Annotated in this window: 17 protein-coding genes and 2 pseudogenes; 9 read left to right on the top strand and 10 right to left on the bottom strand. The window is 72.4% G+C overall.

Annotated features, from left to right (window positions below):
• Positions 1-33: 33 nt before the first annotated feature.
• From I6J71_RS20380 to I6J71_RS48460, 7 genes and pseudogenes are all read right to left on the bottom strand, one after another.
• Entirely contained in the window at positions 34-1572 is a 1539-nt protein-coding gene (locus tag I6J71_RS20380) for a DUF2079 domain-containing protein (protein ID WP_239155089.1), read from the bottom strand.
• A gap of 10 nt (positions 1573-1582) precedes the next feature.
• Complete coding sequence (locus I6J71_RS20375; protein WP_239155086.1) at positions 1583-3121, bottom strand: hypothetical protein; 1539 nt, start codon at positions 3119-3121, stop codon at positions 1583-1585.
• Between the two features lie 32 nt (positions 3122-3153).
• On the bottom strand, positions 3154-4641 hold the full coding sequence (locus I6J71_RS20370; protein WP_204096155.1) for a hypothetical protein: 1488 nt from the start codon (positions 4639-4641) through the stop codon (positions 3154-3156).
• Between the two features lie 157 nt (positions 4642-4798).
• Positions 4799-5068: a hypothetical protein gene (locus I6J71_RS48475; protein WP_239155663.1), complete on the bottom strand. Its 270-nt coding sequence runs from the start codon at positions 5066-5068 to the stop codon at positions 4799-4801.
• Positions 5069-5566: 498 nt separating this feature from the next.
• On the bottom strand, positions 5567-5836 hold the full coding sequence (locus tag I6J71_RS48470; RefSeq protein ID WP_239155661.1) for a hypothetical protein: 270 nt from the start codon (positions 5834-5836) through the stop codon (positions 5567-5569).
• 37 nt (positions 5837-5873) lie between these two features.
• A pseudogene (locus tag I6J71_RS48465) lies at positions 5874-6032 on the bottom strand (hypothetical protein); the annotation flags it as partial.
• Between the two features lie 38 nt (positions 6033-6070).
• The gene (locus tag I6J71_RS48460; protein ID WP_239155084.1) at positions 6071-6268 is read right to left on the bottom strand and encodes a hypothetical protein; all 198 of its coding nucleotides are present in this window, start codon (positions 6266-6268) and stop codon (positions 6071-6073) included.
• A 161-nt stretch (positions 6269-6429) separates the two neighbouring features.
• On the opposite strand from I6J71_RS48460, the gene I6J71_RS20360 reads away from it, so the two are divergent.
• A complete protein-coding gene (locus I6J71_RS20360; RefSeq protein WP_239155082.1) occupies positions 6430-7560 on the top strand; it encodes a pyridoxal-phosphate dependent enzyme in 1131 nt (376 codons plus the stop codon).
• 20 nt (positions 7561-7580) lie between these two features.
• Here the strand turns inward: I6J71_RS20360 and I6J71_RS20355 are convergent, their stop codons facing one another.
• Positions 7581-8519 (bottom strand): catalase family peroxidase, encoded by a 939-nt coding sequence (locus I6J71_RS20355; RefSeq protein ID WP_204096154.1) that lies wholly within the window; start codon positions 8517-8519, stop codon positions 7581-7583.
• Positions 8520-8796: 277 nt separating this feature from the next.
• Here I6J71_RS20355 and I6J71_RS20350 point away from each other — a divergent pair, with 277 nt between their 5' ends.
• From I6J71_RS20350 to I6J71_RS48455, 3 genes and pseudogenes are all read left to right on the top strand, one after another.
• Positions 8797-10206 (top strand): amino acid permease, encoded by a 1410-nt coding sequence (locus I6J71_RS20350; protein WP_204096153.1) that lies wholly within the window; start codon positions 8797-8799, stop codon positions 10204-10206.
• Positions 10207-10329: 123 nt separating this feature from the next.
• Positions 10330-10884 (top strand): annotated as a pseudogene (locus tag I6J71_RS50865) (hypothetical protein); the annotation flags it as partial.
• A gap of 85 nt (positions 10885-10969) precedes the next feature.
• The gene (locus I6J71_RS48455) at positions 10970-11338 is read left to right on the top strand and encodes a hypothetical protein (protein ID WP_239155080.1); all 369 of its coding nucleotides are present in this window, start codon (positions 10970-10972) and stop codon (positions 11336-11338) included.
• A gap of 3 nt (positions 11339-11341) precedes the next feature.
• Here I6J71_RS48455 and I6J71_RS20335 read toward each other — a convergent pair whose 3' ends face one another.
• Positions 11342-12028 (bottom strand): NUDIX domain-containing protein, encoded by a 687-nt coding sequence (locus tag I6J71_RS20335; RefSeq protein ID WP_204097154.1) that lies wholly within the window; start codon positions 12026-12028, stop codon positions 11342-11344.
• A gap of 1174 nt (positions 12029-13202) precedes the next feature.
• Between I6J71_RS20335 and I6J71_RS20330 the strand changes: the two genes are divergently transcribed.
• Complete coding sequence (locus I6J71_RS20330; RefSeq protein ID WP_239155079.1) at positions 13203-13988, top strand: sulfite exporter TauE/SafE family protein; 786 nt, start codon at positions 13203-13205, stop codon at positions 13986-13988.
• Positions 13989-14550: 562 nt separating this feature from the next.
• A complete protein-coding gene (locus I6J71_RS20320; protein WP_204096149.1) occupies positions 14551-15006 on the top strand; it encodes a single-stranded DNA-binding protein in 456 nt (151 codons plus the stop codon).
• A gap of 384 nt (positions 15007-15390) precedes the next feature.
• On the opposite strand, the gene I6J71_RS20315 is transcribed toward I6J71_RS20320, so the two are convergent.
• Positions 15391-15888, bottom strand: coding sequence for a MarR family winged helix-turn-helix transcriptional regulator (locus I6J71_RS20315; RefSeq protein WP_204096148.1), 498 nt, complete (start codon positions 15886-15888; stop codon positions 15391-15393).
• Positions 15889-16086: 198 nt separating this feature from the next.
• Here I6J71_RS20315 and I6J71_RS20310 point away from each other — a divergent pair, with 198 nt between their 5' ends.
• From I6J71_RS20310 to I6J71_RS20300, 3 genes are all read left to right on the top strand, one after another.
• Positions 16087-16341 carry a hypothetical protein gene (locus tag I6J71_RS20310; protein WP_204096147.1) on the top strand — a complete coding sequence of 85 codons (255 nt, stop codon included), beginning with the start codon at positions 16087-16089 and terminating at the stop codon, positions 16339-16341.
• Between the two features lie 330 nt (positions 16342-16671).
• Positions 16672-17301, top strand: coding sequence for a hypothetical protein (locus tag I6J71_RS20305; protein ID WP_204096146.1), 630 nt, complete (start codon positions 16672-16674; stop codon positions 17299-17301).
• A gap of 10 nt (positions 17302-17311) precedes the next feature.
• Positions 17312-18124, top strand: a complete 813-nt coding sequence (locus I6J71_RS20300; protein WP_204096145.1) for a helix-turn-helix domain-containing protein — start codon at positions 17312-17314, stop codon at positions 18122-18124.
• Positions 18125-18250: the final 126 nt, after the last annotated feature.

Here is an 18250-nt window from a genome sequence, read left to right as displayed (position 1 = left end):
CGTGACCGTAACCGCTGGGCGGCCCCGCCGCGATCAGATCCGCACGAGCCGCACCCAGCCGTTACCGGTGGCGGGTGAGAACAGGTGCCAAGTGTCGGGTCCGGAGATCGGCGCCCAGCTCCACTCGAGCCGGTACTGCACGGGCCGGGGTTTTCGCGTCCGGTCGAACCAGTGGTAGTCCAGCCGGAGCAAGAAGGAGCCGACCGGCCCGGTCTCGGCGATCCGCCGGTCGACCAGCGGCACGACCCGGCCCTGGTCCGCGAAGGTGTCGACCATCGAGCAGCCGCAGAAGTACGCGAGCGTGCCGACCTCCGGCGGCGCGGCCACCGTCGCGTCGCCGACCCGGGCGCCGATCTCCTGCCCGACACGGGCGTAGGCGGCGGCCGTGGCCCAGTTGCCGAAGATCGGCGGGGCCGTCCACGGCACGCCGCGGCGGACGTCGAGGTACCCGGCGGGCAGCACTGTCCCGGCGAACACGAGCACCGCGACGGTCACGGCGACCGCCCGCCGGAACCCGTGGCCCAGCGTCGCGACGTAGCCGGCCAGCACGACGAACACGACGGTGAGGGCGACGATCGGTGGCACGTAGTACCACTGGTACGGCGGCACGCCGAGGCCCGAATAGGCGCCGTAGTACGCGAGCCCGCCGAGTCCCAGCACGCCGACCGGTCCGAACCGCGCTGCCTGCTGCCGGCGCGCGAGCAGCCAGCCGGCCAGGCCCAGCAGCGCGAGCAACCCGGCCGCCGCCGGTCCGAACGAGACGAGCGTGGCCTGCCACCGCTTCGGGTCGAGGTAGTAGAACGGCCCGTTGCCGTAGGTGTATTCGCCGAACGCGCCCTGCGTGGTCTTGATCAGGAACGTGTCCGGGATCGCCGAGCCGAGGGCGAACCAGCTGAACACGAACCACGGCAGGCACACCGCCGAAACGATGCCCGCGACCGGCAGCAGCCGGCGGCGCAGTGCGCCCACACCGAGCGCGAAGAGCACCACGAACAGCACGAGGTCGAGCCGTACCAGGACCGCGAGGCCCGCGACCACCCCGAACCCGATCGCGCGGCCCTCCAGCGCGTACGCCGTGAGCAGCACCAGCGCCGCCGAGATGAGGTGCACCTCGAGCCCGGTCGCCGACAGTACGAACGGGTTGAACAGGATCGCCGCCGTCCCGGCCACGGCCGTCGCGAACGGCAGCCGCAGCGCCCGCGCGATCCGCGCGAAACCCCACCCCACGGCCGTCATCGCCGCCACGAAGACCAGGCCCAGCCCCGTCACCGGGTGGACGTGGCCGCCGGCGACCCGGGTCAGCGTGCCGCCCAGGGCGAGCAACAGGACGTTGAGCGGGGAGGTCGCCGAATTCGCGGTCTCGGCGCGGACGAGGCCCCAGTGGAAGTGCTCGGCGACGTTGCGAGCGTAGCCGAGCGTGATGTAGGCGTCGTCGATCAGGCTCCCCTTGACCCCGAGGAACACCACGGCCGACACGGCGGCCACCGCGACCGGCCACAGCAGCGCCCGGCCGCGGCCGCGTCTCGGCACCTGCCCGGGCTCAGCCGGGAGACGCTGCGACGAGGCCGCCACGCCGTCCACCTCAGCCGCCGTCGGCCCGCACGAGGTAGAGCTCCTGATCGCCGGCCCACGGCGACGCGATCCGCCACTTCGCGACCACGTTCGCGGGCGCAGGCGCGCCGACCGGAGTCGGGGTGAGCGCGTACTCCGGCTTCACGGGCGCCACGTCGTAGTCGAAGTTGTGGAAGTTCCAGTCGACGAGCATGCGGCCGAGCGAGCCCATCGTGGCCTCGCGCTGCGCGATGGCAGGGCCGACCGCACCCCGGTCGTCGAACAGGTCGACGATCGAGCAGCCGCAGCTGTAGGCGAGCACGCCGATCTCGCCGCCGCTGCGCACCGTCGAAGAGCCGACAAGCCGGCCCAGCGCAGGCCCGATCCGTTCGTACTGCGCGGTGGTGGTGTGGTTGGACATGATCGGGGCGAACGGCCGCGGCAGGCCGCCCCACGCGTAGAACGCGGCGCTCACGCCCACGAGCCCCACTGCGGAGAGCACCGCGGGGGCGCCCACCGTCCAGAGGGCCGCGGCCGGCGCGCGGCCGGCCACCGCTGCGACCGCCGCGGCGAAGAAGATCGTGGTCACGGCGATGCTCGGCCCGTAGTACCAGTGGTACGGCGGGACGTGCAGCCGCGAGTACGCCAGGTAATGCACGGCCCCCGCCGGCACCAGGGCCGCGAACGGCAGCAACGCGGCGGCAGCCGGGCCGCGCCGCACGAGCGTCGGCAGCCAGCACACGAACGCGACCGCACCGAGCGCGGCGGGGAGGAACGACAGCCACGTCGCCCACGGGAACACGCCCTCGTACAGCACCGGACCGTTGGAGAACCCGAAGACGCCCCAGGACTTCTGCAGCGTCTTGATGATCAGCGTGTCGGGCACCGCCGAGCCGAGCGCGAGCCAGCTGAACACGAACCACGGCAGCGCGACCACCAGCGCCGCCGGCACGGTCTTGCCCAGCCCGGCCCAGAAGCGCGCCCGCAACAGGATCACGACGAGTGCGATGAGCACCAGGTCCACCCTGATCAGCACGAGCACGCCGGCGGCCACGCCGACGAGCACCGGGCGCCGTTCGGCCGAGAACACCAGCAGGCACACCAGGGCCGCCACACCGAACTCGACTTCCAGCCCGATCGACGAGATGAGCAGCGGGTTCACGGTCAGCAGTGCGACCGCCAGCGGCGAGAACCAGCGCGGCAGGCCCGCCCGGTCGCCGAGGCGGGCGAGCCCGACTGCGATCACCACCTGGCACAGCACGAACAGGATGGCCGCGGCGAGCACGGCGTCGCGCACCACGAGCGTCAGCGCCGCCAGTACCAGCACGCTTAGCGGCGACGTCGCCGTGTTCGACGTGCCGAGCTCGATGAGCCCCCAGTGCCCGTGGAACGCGAGGTTGCGGGCGTAGGCGAGCGTGATGAACGCGTCGTCGATCAGGTGCCCGCGCACGAGCACCCACACGCCGGCCGAGAGCACGGCCACCACGAGCGCGAGCAGGACGTGGCGCCGGGGCCGCTCTCGCCCGGCGTCGTCGACTTCGTCCATCTCGGTTGTGCTGGTAGACGCCACGTTCGCTCCTCTTGAGGAGGCCGGGCAGGTCATCAGCGGGCGGGGACCAGCGTGAAGTGACCGATGCCCTTCGCCGCTGAGTACACCGTCCACGAGTCGGGTCCGGTGGCCGGGCCCTTGTCGTAGAGAAGTTTGTAGTCTACTTGCCTCGGCGGCTGGTTCCGGTCGAACCAGTGGTAGTTGATGCGCAGCCCCAGCCTCGACACCGCACCGTCTTCGGCGATCCGCTTCCGCACGATGCTCGCGACCTGGCTGCGGTCGGAGAACACGTCGAGGACCTGGCAGTCGCAGTAGTAGGCGAGCGTGCCGATCTCACCCGGCCCCGCCACCGAAGCTCCGTGCAACCGCTGGCCGAGCTCGCGGCCGACCCGTGCGTAGTCCGTCGAACTGGCCCAGTTGCCGAAGATGACCGGTGACGGCCACGGCACGCCTTGCGCGAGGTCGATCGAGACCATGCCGAGCGCGGTGACCCAGGCCAGGCCGAGCGCCGTGAGCGGAGCGGCCCTGCGCAGACCCGGCCGGCGGCCGGACTCCGCGAGCCAGATGCCGACCATGAGCACGGCGAACGACGCGATCGTCGCCGTCGGCGTCACGTAGTACCAGTGGTACGGACCGACCCCGAGCGTCGAGTACACGATGTAGTAGGCGACGCCGCCCAGGCCCAGGCCCACGACCGGGGCCAGCGCCGGGAAGTCGTCCCAGCGTCGGGCGAAGCGCACGCCGGCCCAGGCCATCAGCACGGCCACCCCCGCCACCGCCCCGGCGAAGGTGAACAGCACCGTCACCGGCTGGTACAGGAAGTACATGACCGGGCCGCTGAAGTAGCCCCAGGCCCCGAACAGGCCTTCCTGGTCCTGCTTGATGACCAGCGTGTCCGGGATGAACGAACCGAGTGCGAACCAGCTGAACAGGAACCACGGCGCCGCGACGAGCACGCCGGTGCCGAAGGCGCGCCAGAAGTGCCGGCGGATGGCGCCGGTGCTGAACGTGATGATCAGGACGACCACGATCAGGTCGAGGCGGGTGAGCACCGTCAGCGCCGCGAACACGCCGAACAGGACCGGCCGGCCCTCCACGGCGAACGCGGTCAGCCACAACAGGATCGCGGGCACGAGGAGCACCTCGAGGCCCGTCGCCGACAGCAGGAACGGGTTCACGACCACGATCAGCACGCCGAGCAGGCCCACCCAGGCGGGCAGCGTGAACGCCCGGACCAGCCGCTGCCACGCCCAGCCGAGCGCGCCCGCCGAGAGCACCGTGAGCGCCCCGAGCGCGAGCACCGGGTGGGCGGCGCCACCGATCCGCGTGAGCAGCGTCAGGAACCCGAGCAGCAGCACGTCCAGCGGCGAGGTCGCCGAGTTGGCCGTGGTGCCGGGGACGAGCGCCCACTCGCCGTGCACGGCGAGGTTCTTCGCGTAGGCGAGTGTGATGTACCCGTCGTCGGTCAGGCTCCCGCGCACCAGGAAGAACGACAACAGGCCCAGCAGGGCGGCGGCCCACGGGAGCCATCGGAAACGCACAGAGCGTAACCGTACGGCACCGCCGGGCCGGGGCTCGGCGCGGCTGTCCGCGCCGTCCGGGATCGTGACCACTGACTCATCCACCGACATGGTCCGGGAACAATAGGGGGTGTTCGTTTCGGCGATGCTAACGCCCCGTGTGTGAGGAGCCCGTCGCTCACACCAGAGCGTGGCGACCGGTGCGTTCGGCGTCGGCGCTCTGGTCCAGCACGCGCGCCGCGACCCGGCCGATCGCCGCGTCGAGCCCGGCGCGATCGCCGGCGCCCCAGTCGGCGAGCCGCTCCGCGAGCCAGTCGTGCCAGGCGCGCGCGAGCTTGCCGGACTCCGCCCGGCCTGCCTCGGTGAGCGCCCAGCTGCCGCCCGGGAACTTCAGGTGGCCCGTGAGTTCCAGCCGCGCGAACGCGGGTTCCAGGACCCGCGGCGGCACACCGCAGTGCTGCCCGACGGCGGTGAGCGTGGCCGGTTCGCCGCGGCGGGCGCGAAGGTGGACCTGGACCAGGCACCACGACCCGCCGTGGTCGAGCTCCGAGCCCGATCGCGTGGCGATGGCGGGCGCGACCTCGCGGCGCTCGCGGAAGAACAGCGTGGCGATGGCGCGTTCCAGCTCCCGGCCGCCCCCGCGCGGGCTCGGGCATGGCGAACCCGTCGCCCAGTCCGGGCGCCGCGGCCCGCGACGTGTCGCGCAGCGCCACCTCCTTGAGGAAGGACGGCGCGCCGTCCTCAGCGCCGACCACGGCGAGCGGGAAGATCTGGTACCGGCCCGTACGGCTGACCAGGTTGCCCGAGAGGATCGACGCGAACAGGAGCACGAGCACCATCGGCAGCAGGCGCACGCCGGACGAGATGGCCGAAACTGCCTGCACGTACTGCAGGTAGGTCGGCAGGTACGACAACGCGCCCAGCATCGCGAGGCCGACGACGAAGCTCATGAGCCCGGCGACGGTGAACACGGGATTGCGGAACAGCCGCATCGGCAGCATGGGTTCTCCGGCTCGCAGTTCCACGACCGAAGAGCCCCAGCAGCCACGGACCCGGCGGCCGGCCCGATGCTCGCGGGCGAGTCCCAGGCGTAGGTGGTGCCGCCCCGGTGCGGCACGAGCGTCAGCCCGGTGTTGGCGGGGCCCATGAGCAGGATGTCGAGGTAGTCGATCACGGGGTTCACGACGGCGCGCGCCCTGGTACTCGCCGCGTTCACGCAGCGGCACGACGTCGGCAATGAGCGCCGTGGAGGTCACCATCAGCCCGCCGCCGCCCAGCCCCGGCACCGCGCGCCAGACGATGAGCCACACCATGCTGCCGGCGAACCCGCAGAAGGACGGTCCAGCACCCAAGATCAGCACGGACAGCCGGAACATCAGCTTGCGCCCGAACAGGTTGCCGAGCTTGCCCACGGCCACCGTCGTGATCGTCTCGGCCGCCAGGTACGCCGTCACCACCCGCGACAGGTGCCCGCCCCGCCGAGGTCACCGACGATCGTCGGCAGCGCGGTGCCCACGATGGTCTGGTCGAGCGCCGCCGGCAGCATCCCCAGCACACGGCGCCGAACACCGCGTTGACCTTCCGCCGCGACAACCCGGCCCGCACCGCGGCCGGTTCCCCCCTGCGTCACCTCGGCGGTGGCCGTCATCGGGCGAGGTGTCCAGTGTGGATATCCACTCGTTCCGGTGACGGCCGGTTCTCGGAGCGGCCGGCGCGCGCGGCACGGGGCCGGTCACCGCGGCCGGGAGGCCGGTGAGCCCGTCCGTGACGGGCGGCGCGAAACCGGTACATTGACCGGACGGGGTGGGCGTGGCCAGAGTGTCCCTCGTGGACTACGTGGACGAACGCAGCGGCCGGCGCTACCCGATCGACCCGCTGCGGTGGCGCGGGGACGACGGCGCGCCGCTGACGGTGGAGGCGCTGCCGGGCATCACGCGTGAGCAGGTGGACACCGGCGACCGCTCGCTCTGGCGCTACCGGGCCGCCCTGCCCGGCGACCTGGCTCCCGTCTCGCTCGGCGAAGGCTGCACGCCACTGGTGGAGCGGCCGTGGCGGGGGCACGCCACCCGGTTCAAGCTCGAGTGGTTCTCCCCCACGGGCAGCTTCAAGGACCGCGGCAGCAGCGTCATGATCTCCGCGCTCGCGCGGGCGGGGGTGCGCGACGTGCTCGAGGACAGTTCCGGCAACGGCGGCTCGTCCGTCTCCGCGTACGCCGCGGCGGCGGGGATGACGGCGACGATCCTCGCGCCGGAGTCAACGTCGCCGGCGAAGATCCTGCAGAGCCGGGCGTACGGAGCGAAAGTGGACCTCGTGCCCGGGACGCGCGGCGACACCGCGGCCGAAGCCCTGCGCCGGTCGGGGGAAACGACGTACGCGAGCCACAACTGGCACCCGTTCTTCCTGCAGGGCACCAAAACCCTCGCGTACGAGCTGTGGGAGGACTTCGGCTTCTCCGCGCCGGACGCGGTGGTGACGGTGGCCGGCGCGGGAAGTATCGTGCTCGGGCTCGACCTCGGGTTCGGCGAGCTGCAGCGCCGCGGGGCCATCGCGAAGCGGCCGCGCCTGCTGGTGGCGCAGCCGGCCAACTGCGGGCCGATCGACGCCGCGTTCCGGGCCGGCGCCGGCGACGCCGTCACCACCGAGTTCGCCCCGACCATCGCCGAGGGCACGGCGATCCGCGAGCCCGTGCGGCTGCCGGAGGTGCTCGCCGCGATCCGGCGCTCGGGCGGGACGACGGTCGCGATCGCCGAGGACGAGATCGCCCGGGCGACGCGGGAGCTGGCCCGGATCGGGCTCTACGCCGAGCCGACCAGCGCCACCGCGGCAGCCGCGGTCGACGAGTTCCGGCGGCGCGGCGAGCTCGCACCGGGTGAGCGCACCGCCGTCGTCCTCACCGGCTCGGGGCTGAAAGCGGCCGCCGTGATGGGCACCCTGGTCTGACCTCAGAGGTCTCCGAAGTCTCAGCGCTGGTGGCTGCGCCGGTTGTAGGACACCGCGTAGATCGCGCTGCGCGCGGCGAGGATCGGGTCGCCGGACAGCTCGATGCCCTCGGTCAGCAGGGTCGGGTCGAAGACTTGCGAATCCCAGTGCTCCTGGTCGGTCACCTCGCCCGTGACGGCCAGCCGCCCGGCGGTGATCTCGGTGCGGTCCGCCGGCCACACGAGGGTGGCGTCATCGGTCGGGTCGCCCGGCTCGGCGAGCTGGACCTTGAGGCTGAATTCGACCGGGCCGCGCGCCAGCCGCGTCGCCAGTTCGTCGGTGAGGTGCTCGGCCGGCCAGTCGGCGCCTTCGCCGGCGCCGAGCACGTGCTCACCCGCTTCGGGCACCCAGCGGCAGCGGACCGGGCGGACGGCGCCGTCGCCCGCGCGCCACAGGAACGCGTGGATCGCCCAGTACGTCGTGGTGCCGTAGCTGACCGGTGTCGGGATCTGCGCCGCGGTGAACAGTGCCGGCCCGGCGCTCGGGTGCGCGCCGACGTGCGCCTGAACCTTGGCCAGGTCGGGCTGCCCGGTGGCCGGGTCGGGTTCGGCCGACCTGAGCAGGCCGAGGAAGTCCTCGGGTGTCGCGGCGATGAACCGGTCGAGGTTCACGGCGACGAGATCGGTGTTCGTGCCACCCGGCAGGTGGAACTTCACCGCGAGGCCGCGCACGGCCGGGCCGGCGTCGGGCAGATGCGGGTTGGTGTCGGTGTGCGAGAACCGCACGGTCGCCCGCACGGGCTCGCCGCGCGGGTGGGCCGCGGTGGTGAGGTCCGCGGCGACGCCGGACGGCACGAACGTGGCGTCGTAGCAGACGCACCGGGCGTGGGCCCGGCGGTAACCCGGGAAGGTGCCCTTCAGCTGCTCGATCTCGTCCACGATGGACACGGAGAGCTGGGACGCGGGCAGTTCCGTGGTCATGGCGCGAACGTAACGGCCGTCGCGGCTCCGCACCTGCCGCACTAACCGTGGGGCCACGAAAGTGTTCCCCAAGTTCCCCGGAAACCTGGGAGGCCCACCGTCCACAGTGGTGCGCCGGTTTCCTCAAGTCTTGATCAAGTCGCCGGGTGGAATCGCAATCTGTCAAATCGAGAACGGGTTTTCTGTCCGTTCGACCGGCGGTGATTTCCCGCACACCTTAAGTTTTCCTTGGTGCGCCTGGCCGCCTGCCGCGAGCACCCGCTAGCGTCTCGCAACCATGGATTCCACAAGCGTCGCCAAGGAAGGCGACAGCTACACGAAAGCACTCGGCAACCGCCAGGTGCAGATGATCGCGATCGGCGGCGCGATCGGCGTCGGACTGTTCCTCGGGGCCGGCGGAAAGCTCCAGCAGGTCGGGCCGTCGCTGATCTTCTCCTACGCCATCTGCGGCGTCGCGGCCTATTTCGTCATGCGCGCACTCGGAGAGCTCGTTCTGCACGAACCGAGCTCGGGCAGTTTCGTCACCTACGCCCGCAAGTTCATCGGGCCGTGGGCCGGATTCGTGTCCGGCTGGATGTACTGGGTGAACTGGGCGATGACGGGCATCGCCGAGATCACGGCCGTCGCGATCTACGTGCACCGGTGGCTGCCCGACCTGCCGCAGTGGATCACCGCGCTCGTCGCGCTCGGCGTGCTGCTCGCGGTGAACCTGCTGAGCGTGAAGCTGTTCGGCGAACTGGAGTTCTGGTTCTCCGTGGTGAAGGTGCTCGCGATCGTGGTCTTCCTGATCACCGCGATCGGGCTCGTGCTCACGGGCGCGAACATCGGCGGCACCACCGCGGGCGTGCACAACCTCGTCGACCGCGGCGGCCTGTTCCCCGCCGGCTTCGGCATCGCGCTCATGACCCTGCAGGCGGTCATCTTCGCCTACTCCGCGATCGAGGTCGTCGGCATCGCGGCCGGTGAGACCAAGGACGCGCGCAAGGTGCTCCCGAAGGCGATCAACGGCGTGGTGTGGCGGATCGGCGTGTTCTACGTCGGTTCGGTGCTGCTGCTGGCGATGCTGCTGCCGTGGCCGTTCTACAACGGCGGCGAAAGCCCCTTCGTCACGGTCTTCTCGCGCCTGGGCATCGCCGGCATCGGCGACGTGATGAACGCCGTCGTGCTCACGGCCGCGCTGTCCTCGTGCAACTCCGGCCTCTACTCGACCGGCCGCATCCTGCGGGCGCTCGCGGACAAGGGCGAGGCGCCGAAGTTCGTGGGCCGGATGAGCAGCCGACACGTGCCCTACGGCGGCATCCTGTTCACGTCGGTCGTCTACGTGCTCGGGGTCGTGCTGAACTACCTCGTGCCGCAGGAGGCCTTCGACATCGCCATCGCGATCGCCTCGCTCGGCGTGGTCGCCACCTGGGCGACGCTGATCTACTCGCAGATGCGCATGCGCCAGGCCGCGTTGCGGGGTGAGGTCGAGCGGCCGGGCTACCGGATGCCGGGCGCGCCCTACACCGGCTGGGCCACGCTCGGGTTCCTCGCGCTCGTCGTCGTGCTGATGGGCTTCTCCGACGGCGCCGAGAAGATCGCGTTCTACTCGATCCCGGTGCTCGTGGTCGTGCTCGCCGTGGGCTGGCGGATCGTGTCGCGCCGCCGCACGGCCGAGGTGCCCGCGGCGGCCGTCGAGGCGGACTGAGCCGCTTCTCGCGCGCCGGGCCGGGGACCGTGCCCGGCCCGGGCGCGCGCGGTGCGGGCATACTCGGTCCCGGTGGCGCGTCCGCGCCGGACGGCGGGAGGTGCGTCATGGTGAGCTCCCTCGGTGCGGACCGCGTGCGCGACGAGTACCTGCCCTGGAAGTGGCGGGCCGGCCGCAGCCCGCCGGGTTCCAGCTCGGTTCCCGATCGACGTCGGCCCGGCCGCGCTCTACTACCGCCACGACCTGTTCGCCCGGGCCGGTTTCCCCAGCGAGCCCGCCGACGTGGCCGCCGAGGTGTCCACTTGGGACAGCTACGTCGACTTCGGTGTACGGGTGCAGAAGAAGCTACCGGGCCGGTACCTGATCACGGACACGAAGACGGTGTTCACCTACTCGCCGGCCCAGGAACCGGAGAAGTACTTCGACCGCGCCAACCACTACCTCGACGACCAGTCGCGGGTGCGCCGGGCGTGGGACCGCGCCGTGCAGGCGTTCCGGATGGGCCTCACCGCCGGGTACGCGGGTTCGCAGAGTATCAACGGCGAGTCCATCGACCGGCACGCGGCCTGGAACAGCGGCAAGGAGCTCAGCTTCGTCAACGCCTCCTGGATCACCGGCGAGCTGAAGCAGTCGGCGCCCGTCACGGCGGGTAACTGGCGCGTGTGCCGCGCCCCGGGCGGGGCCGGTAACCAGGGCGGGTCGTTCCTGGCAATCACGAAGTACTGCCCCGACGCCGCTGGCACAGCGGATCGGGACCACGACCGTGCAGCTCGCCGTGCTGCCGCACGCGGGCGACTGGCGCGCCGGCGGGCTGCTCGACGCCGCCGAGCGCTACCGCCACGGCCTGCACGCCACGCCGGGCACCGGTCCCCTCGACGCACCCGCGGCGGCCCGGCTCGGGCCGGCGGTCGACGGTGCGGTCCTCACGAGCGTGCGGCGGCGCGACGGTGAGCTGGAAGTCCGGCTCGTCGCTCAGCCGCCAGAAGCGACGACGGCGCCGGTGCGCGAGCCGTTCACCTCGGCGTGCCGGGCCGACCTCCTCGGGCGGCCGGGTGAAGCCGTCGCCGTCGACGACGGCACCGCACGGCTTTCCTTGCGCCCGTGGGAGATCGCAACGCTGCGGCTCGCGTGACGATCAGCCGCGGGTGCGCAGCATCGGCGGCGACAGCAGCTCGGCCGGCCCCCGCCGGTACAGCCGCGCGGGACGGCCGCCGTCGCGGGTCGTGGTGGTGCCGACGGGTTCGAGCAAGCCGTCGGCGCCCGTGACCTTGCGGTGGAAGTTGCGCGGGTCCAGCCGGGTGTCCCACACGAGCTCGTAGACGCGGCGCAGCTCGGCGACGGTGAACTCGCGCGGGCAGAACGCCGTCGCGAGCGGGGTGTACTCGAGTTTCGCCCGGGCGCGCTCCAGCCCGTCGGCGAGGATCTTCGCGTGGTCGAAGGCCATCGTCGCCGGGTCGAAGGTCGCGAGCGGCGTCCACCGCGCTTCGGCCGCGTCCGTGCCGGCCCGGGGCACGGGGAGGTCGGGCGCGAGCGCCAGGTAGGCGATGGTGACCACGCGCAGGCGGGGGTCGCGGCCCGGGTCGCCGTAGCCCGCGAGCTGTTCGATGTGGACGGTCCCCGCCGCGAGGCCCGTCTCCTCCGCCAGCTCGCGCCGCGCCGCCGTGTCGAGGTCCTCGTCGGCGAGCACGAAGCCGCCGGGCAGCGCCCAGGAGCCACGGAACGGCTCCACTCCCCGGCGCACCAGGAGCACGCAGAGCTGCTCGCCGGTGATCGTGAGCACGACGAGGTCCACGGTGACCGCGCTCGGCGGGAACTCCTCCATGGGCGTCACGCTACACCTTAATCGTCAACCTGACGAAAATAGGCCACCCCTGTCGGCACGCCGTGCGCAGGCTCGCGACGAGCCCGACCGGCCGCTGCAAGCACGGCTGGCGGACGGGCAGGCGCAGAAGGAGGTGGCGCTCTCCACCGGCCTCGCCTGACGCCCGAGCGTTCTCCCGCTGCGGAGCGGGTCGCGGTCGCCGCCACGGTCCCGCAACGTCGCTACCCCAGTGCGGTCTCGCCCGCGCACGAGGCCGGACGACGCGCCGGCCGCGAGGCCTGACGACCTCGAACGACGGCGAAGCGGCTCTGCTTTCCGGGGCGGGCCACGCGCGCCACCGCGAAGGCGCAACGTCGCCCGGCACGCTGTCCGGTCTCACCCGCACGAGGCCGGACAAACACCCCTAGCGCTCGGACCGCGGCCCTTGATGCCGGCCGCGCCGGCTCTGCGTTGCGGGGCGAACCGCCGTTGCCCCCACGGTGCCGCGGCGTCGCGATCGCCTGGATGGTCTCGGCCCGCCGGCACGGACAGACGCGCCGAGCCCTCGGCCGCGTGGCCCGCCGGCCTCGAACGCCGCCGAAGCGGCTCTGTCTTCCGGAACGGACCACGAGCGCCGTGACCGTCTGCGCGGTCTCGCCCGCCGGCCCGAACAACCACCGCCGAGCGCCCGCGCAGACAGCAGCCCTGCAACCGCGACGAAGCAGATCGGCCTACCGGAGGGGACGACGAACGCCGCCACGGTGCCGCGTGCGCCTGCGCGGTCTCGCCCGCCAGCCCGGACAACCACGCCGAGCCCTCGACCCGTGAAGACAGCAGGCCTCGAATGCCGGCGAAGAAGGCTCTGTCCTGGGGGGCGAACCACGAGTGCCGCCACGGTGCCGCGTGCGCCTGCGCGGTCTCGCCCGCCGGCCGCGACAATCGCGCCGCGATCTCGGCCGGCGATGCTGCCGGCCGCGAATGCCGGCAGACCGGGCGCTGCCTGCCCGGCCGGCCACGACCGCCGGGAGCCGCACCGCTGCGGTCGCCGTTGGTTTCGCTGCCGGACGACCGGGCGGCGCGCCGAGCGTTCAGGCGGCGCGAGGCGCCGGTGTCGGCTGCACCCGCTAACGTCGGAGCGGCAGGACCATGCCGCACACTGACGTGGCGCGGACCGACCGCTGCCGAAAGGACCGAGGTGAACTGGACGACGGGCACGCTCGCGTTCGCCGCGGGGTTGATCATCTCTGTGGTGACCACTCCCGTGGGCGTGTCCGGTGCGGTTTTCCTGCTCCCCGTCCAGGTCAGCGTCCTCGGTGTGCCGAGTCCCGCGGTCACCCCGACGAACCTCCTGTTCAACGTCGTGGCGGTCCCCGGCGCGCTGCTCCGGCACCGCCGCGACGGAAACCTGCGCGGACCGCTGACGCGGCTGATGCTCGCCGGCACCGTGCCGGGGGTCGTGATCGGCGCCGTGATCCGGGTGTTCGCGGTGCCGAGTCCCAGCGTGTTCCGCCTCCTCGTCGCGGCCTTCCTCCTGCCGCTCGGCGGCTGGCTGTGCGTGCGGGCGCGGCGTCCCGGCCGCCACCACACCGGCGCGGAGCCGGCACCGCGGTCGATCCTCGCGCTGGCACTCACCGTCGGGGTGGTCGGCGGGATCTACGGGATCGGTGGTGGTTCCCTGCTGAGCCCGATCCTGGTCAACCGCGGACTGCCCGTCGCCACCGTGACGCCGGCCGCGCTCGCTTCCACGTTCGTCACCTCGCTCGCCGGCGCCGCCTCCTTCGCCCTGCTGGCGATGACGGCGCCCGGCGACATCGCGCCCGACTGGTTCGTCGGTCTCGCCTGCGGCCTCGGCGGGCTCTGCGGCGGCTATCTCGGGACCCGGCTCCAGCCCCGGCTCCCCGAAACGGGCCTGCGGCTCCTGCTCGGCATCCTGGCCATCGGGGTCGGGTCGCTCTACGTCGTCCAGGCCGCGCTGGCCTGAGCGGGGAAGTCCGGGGACCGGCCCGGCACCTCAGGTGCCGTAGCGGTCCTTCACCACCGAAGGCGTGTCGAAGTTGTGCCCGGCATCCATGCTCTGGGCCAGCCGCAGGTACTGCCCCTCCACCTACATCAGCGGGGCGGCGCTGCCCGTCGGCCGGCCGAGGGCGAAGCAGCCGCTCGAGTGGTCCCACACCTGCTCGGGGACGAGGTACCACGGCCGGTCGCCGTCGTCGATCTCCGCCGAGATCGCGGGGCTGGTGACGACGGGCCGCCGCGGCAGCCGGTGGCCGTGCCGATCGTGGGTGCCCCGGCGCTCATCACGGCGGCCGCCGCCACGATCGCCAGCGCGGCCGCGCGGGCCCTCTTCGCCGTCGTCATGCGCTCCCCTTCGTCCGGCCGCCCATGGTGCCGCCTCGGCAGCGCGCGGGTACTGCCGAAGGAAGGGGTCGCCCCTCCACCCGATGGAGTGACGGCCTGCGTCGGCGAAACTGTCGTACCCGGATGGTCTCCTGAACCCCGGAAGCGACCCCACCCCGGAGCCGCCCGGAACAGAGGAGAACACCATGGCCGGAGATACCGTCGTGACCGTCGTCGGCAACCTCACCGCCGACCCCGAGCTGCGCTTCACCGCCAACGGCGCCGCGGTCGCCAACTTCACCATCGCTTCCACCCCGCGCACCTTCGACCGCGAGTCGGGTGAGTGGAAAGACGGCGAAGCACTTTTCCTGCGCTGCAGTGTGTGGCGCCAGCCGGCGGAGAACGTCGCGGAGTCGCTGGCGAGAGGCGCCCGGGTCATCGTGCAGGGCCGCCTGGTGCAGCGCTCGTTCGAAACCAAGGAGGGCGAACGCCGGACGGTGGTGGAACTCCAGGTCGACGAGATCGGCCCGTCGCTGCGCTACGCCACCGCGAAGGTCAACCGCGCCAACCGATCGGGTCCGCCGCCCGCGGATTCCTCCGACGGGCCGTGGTCACCCGCGCCGTCAGCGGTCGCCGCGGGAGCGGGTGATCCGCCGTTCTGACGCGCGGGTTCGTCCACAGCGGACGGTTCCTCGCGGCCGGCTGCCGAGCGCAGTCGCCGGTGTGCCCTGGTGTTTCGGCTGCGCTGGGTGGAATGCGGCCACACACGGTTCCGCATCGGCGTCGCCCGGCCCACGGGTCGCAGCGGCTCCACCTCACCGTCGCAGCTGCGCGCCGCACGGAACCGCTGTCTGCGTTGAGCTACCGCAACACCGGCCGGGGCAGGGCCGAGCGCGATTCCCATCGGCTCAGCACAGCTGAGGAGTCGTCGAGGATCAGCCTCCGCGCCACGGCCCCGCTCGCGGCTACGCCAGCGGATCCACCTGCGGCCCCGCAGGTTCCCGTCCCAGCGGCCAGGCCGCGGCCATACGCGGTTACGGCTCAGCTCAACTCAGCACGGCGAGCATGTCCTTCAGAATGCGGCTCAACGTCGCCGCGTCTTCCGGCACCGTCGCGGACGAGAGGAGGGTCGCGAGGCCGGCCGCGTGGTCGGTGAGGGTCGCGTCGATGACGTCGCGGCCGGCAGTGGTGAGCGTGATGCGGAAGCTGCGGCGGTCGGCCGGGTCCAGGCTGCGCTCGACATACCCCGCCGTCTCCAGGCGGTCGAGCCGATTCGTCATGCCCGCACGCGACGTCATCAGCACGGCCGACAGCTCGGACGGTGTCAGCGCGTAGGGCGGGCCGGTGCGGCGCAGGGCCGCGAGCACGTCGAACTCACCGGGCCGCAGGCCGTGCTCCGTGAACACCTCTTCAACGGCCGCCTCGACCACGCGGGTCAACCGGGCGAGGCGCCCGAAGACGTCCATCGCGGACACGTCCAGGTCCGGCCGTTCCTGCCGCCATTGCGCGATGACCTCGTCGACGGCATCGCAAGACTCACTCACACCCCGGATTCTAGGCGAACGAAAGGAGTTCTGTTTCGCCCGAGACGTCCGCCTCCACCGGCGTGTTCATTCGCCCGGCCGGCGCACCCCGTCAACGTCGGCGCCGTGACCGTCAAGGAAGCGTGAGAGCCGGCGGCGCGCGTGGCGCCAGGGTCGCACTCTGACGGGGTCGGGCTCCCCATCGGAAGAAGGCATGTGGTGAGTGATCTAGGCGGTTCGGTGCTGCTGATCGGTGTGTTCGTCGCGCTGGCGGTGGTGCTGCGCAGCCTGCAGTGGTGGCTCGGCCGCGACCGCAGGCTGGTGCGCGCTCAGCAGCAGTGCGCACCACGCCAGGAATCGCAGCCCTCGCCCAGTGCGACGGCGACGATGACGAGCGCGGCGATCAGGCCGGTCCAGTACCAGCCGAACGGCGTGACGAGCAGCAGCGCGGGCGCCCGCGCCGCTGAGAGGTGACCGCGTCTGCCTCGAACCGGCCACGGCGCTCGCGGGGCCGAGCTCGCGGCCAGGCTCTGCGTTGTGCCCTCGTCCGCCAGGACGAGAGCGAGGACCACCTTCGTGACGCTCCGGCCCACGCGTGGCAGGGCCTTCAGGGCGAGCGCCGGCTCGCGGTGCGCAGGTCAGCGTGCGTCGAACAAGACAGTGAACCATCACCTGTTCGGCACAAAGCTGACCCGAGATCCCCGGCAACCTCCCTGATGCCCACCGGTACGGTTTCGCCGAAGCGGTTCTGCGTGGCGGACGCCCCGGGCAGAACCACCGCACGAGCAGGTGGAGCGCTTCCCGATGTCGTCGACCGTGGTGCCGTCCGGTGGGAGCCGCCGGAAAGCGGCGAGAGCCGCCACCGAGGTGCTCGCGCCTTGGGTGTGGGTGCTCGGCCTGCCGCTCGCCTTGGCGTGGCAGGTCACCGGCCACCGGTTCGCGGCAGCGGTGCTGTGGGGGCTGGTCGTGGGCGTCACGGGGTCGCTCATCCCGATGGCGGTGATCGTGCGCGGGGCGAAGCGCGGCAGGTGGGACGGGCACCACGTGACCAACCGCGCGGGGCGCCTCGTGCCGTTCACGGTGTGCTTCGCCTCGCTGGCCACAGGCTTCCTCGTGCTCAGCTTCGGCGGTGCGCCGCGAGAGCTGATCGCGCTCACCGCGACGGAGCTGGCCTGTCTCGCGGTGGCGCTGGCCGCAACGTTCGGCCTCAGGTTCAAGATCTCGATCCACGCCGAGGTCGCCGCGGGCGCCACGATGATGCTCATCTGGGTGTACGGGCCGTGGCTGCTCCTGCTCGTGCCGTTCGTGGCGTGGGTGGCGTGGTCGCGCGTCGAGCTCGGTGATCACACGGCTCGGGAGGTCGTGAGCGGCGCGTTCGCCGGCGCGGTGGTCGGCGGCGCCGTCTACTTCGGACTCCTGGCGCTGCTCTCGTAGACTGGCACGCGTGGAAAACCTCCTCGGCGACTACCTGCGGGCGCGGCGCGAGCTCGTCGCACCCGAGGACGTCGGCCTGCCCGCCGGCGGCCGGCGGCGCGTGCGCGGCCTGCGGCGTGAAGAGCTGGCCCTGCTGGCGGGCATCAGCAGCGACTACTACATGCGCCTCGAACAGGGCCGCGACCAGAACCCGTCCGCGCAGGTGCTCGACGCACTGGCCCGCGTGCTCGGCCTCGACGCCGCCGCCGCCACCCACCTCCACAGCCTCGCCGCTCCCCCGCCGGCCGTCGCGGTCGGGGCGCCCCCGGTGGTGCCACCGAGCATCGCCGAGCTGATCGGCACGTGGCCGACGACGCCCGCGTACGTGCAGGACCGGCTCACCAACGTCCTCGCCGCCAACGCCATCGCCACCGCCTTCTCACCCAAGTACGCGCCGGGCCACAACCTCCTGCGCGAGGTCTTCCTCGACCCCGCCGAACGCGACTTCCGCGTCGAATGGGAACAGATCACTGCCGACGGCGTGGGCGGCCTGCGCGCCTCCCTCGGCGCGAACGTCGGCGACCCCGCCGCCACCGAGCTCGTCACCGAACTCGCCGCGAAGAGCGAGCGCTTCCGCGAGCTCTGGGCCCGGCACGACATCAAGCCGCGCACCGCCCACCGCGCCAATTTCCGCCACCCCGTCGCCGGCCCGATCGGCCTCCACAGCGACAAGCTCACGCTCCCCGGCGCCGACGCCCTGCAGCTCGTGGTCTTCCACGCCACCCCCGGCACCCGCGACGCCGAGGCGCTCGCCTCGCTCACGAACCTCGTGCGTACCGAGTAGCGCGGCACGAACGCCTTCCCGCGGCGAGGTGGCGGCCAGCCCCGAAACCCGCCGGACGTCATCCGCCACCCACGCGTGCGACGACGGGTGGGCCCCGCACTCCCGGACCCACCCATCGGCACCTTC

The organism is Amycolatopsis sp. FDAARGOS 1241, assembly GCF_016889705.1.
Classification (GTDB): Bacteria; Actinomycetota; Actinomycetes; order Mycobacteriales; family Pseudonocardiaceae; genus Amycolatopsis.
This window is presented reverse-complemented; position numbering and strand designations above follow the sequence as displayed.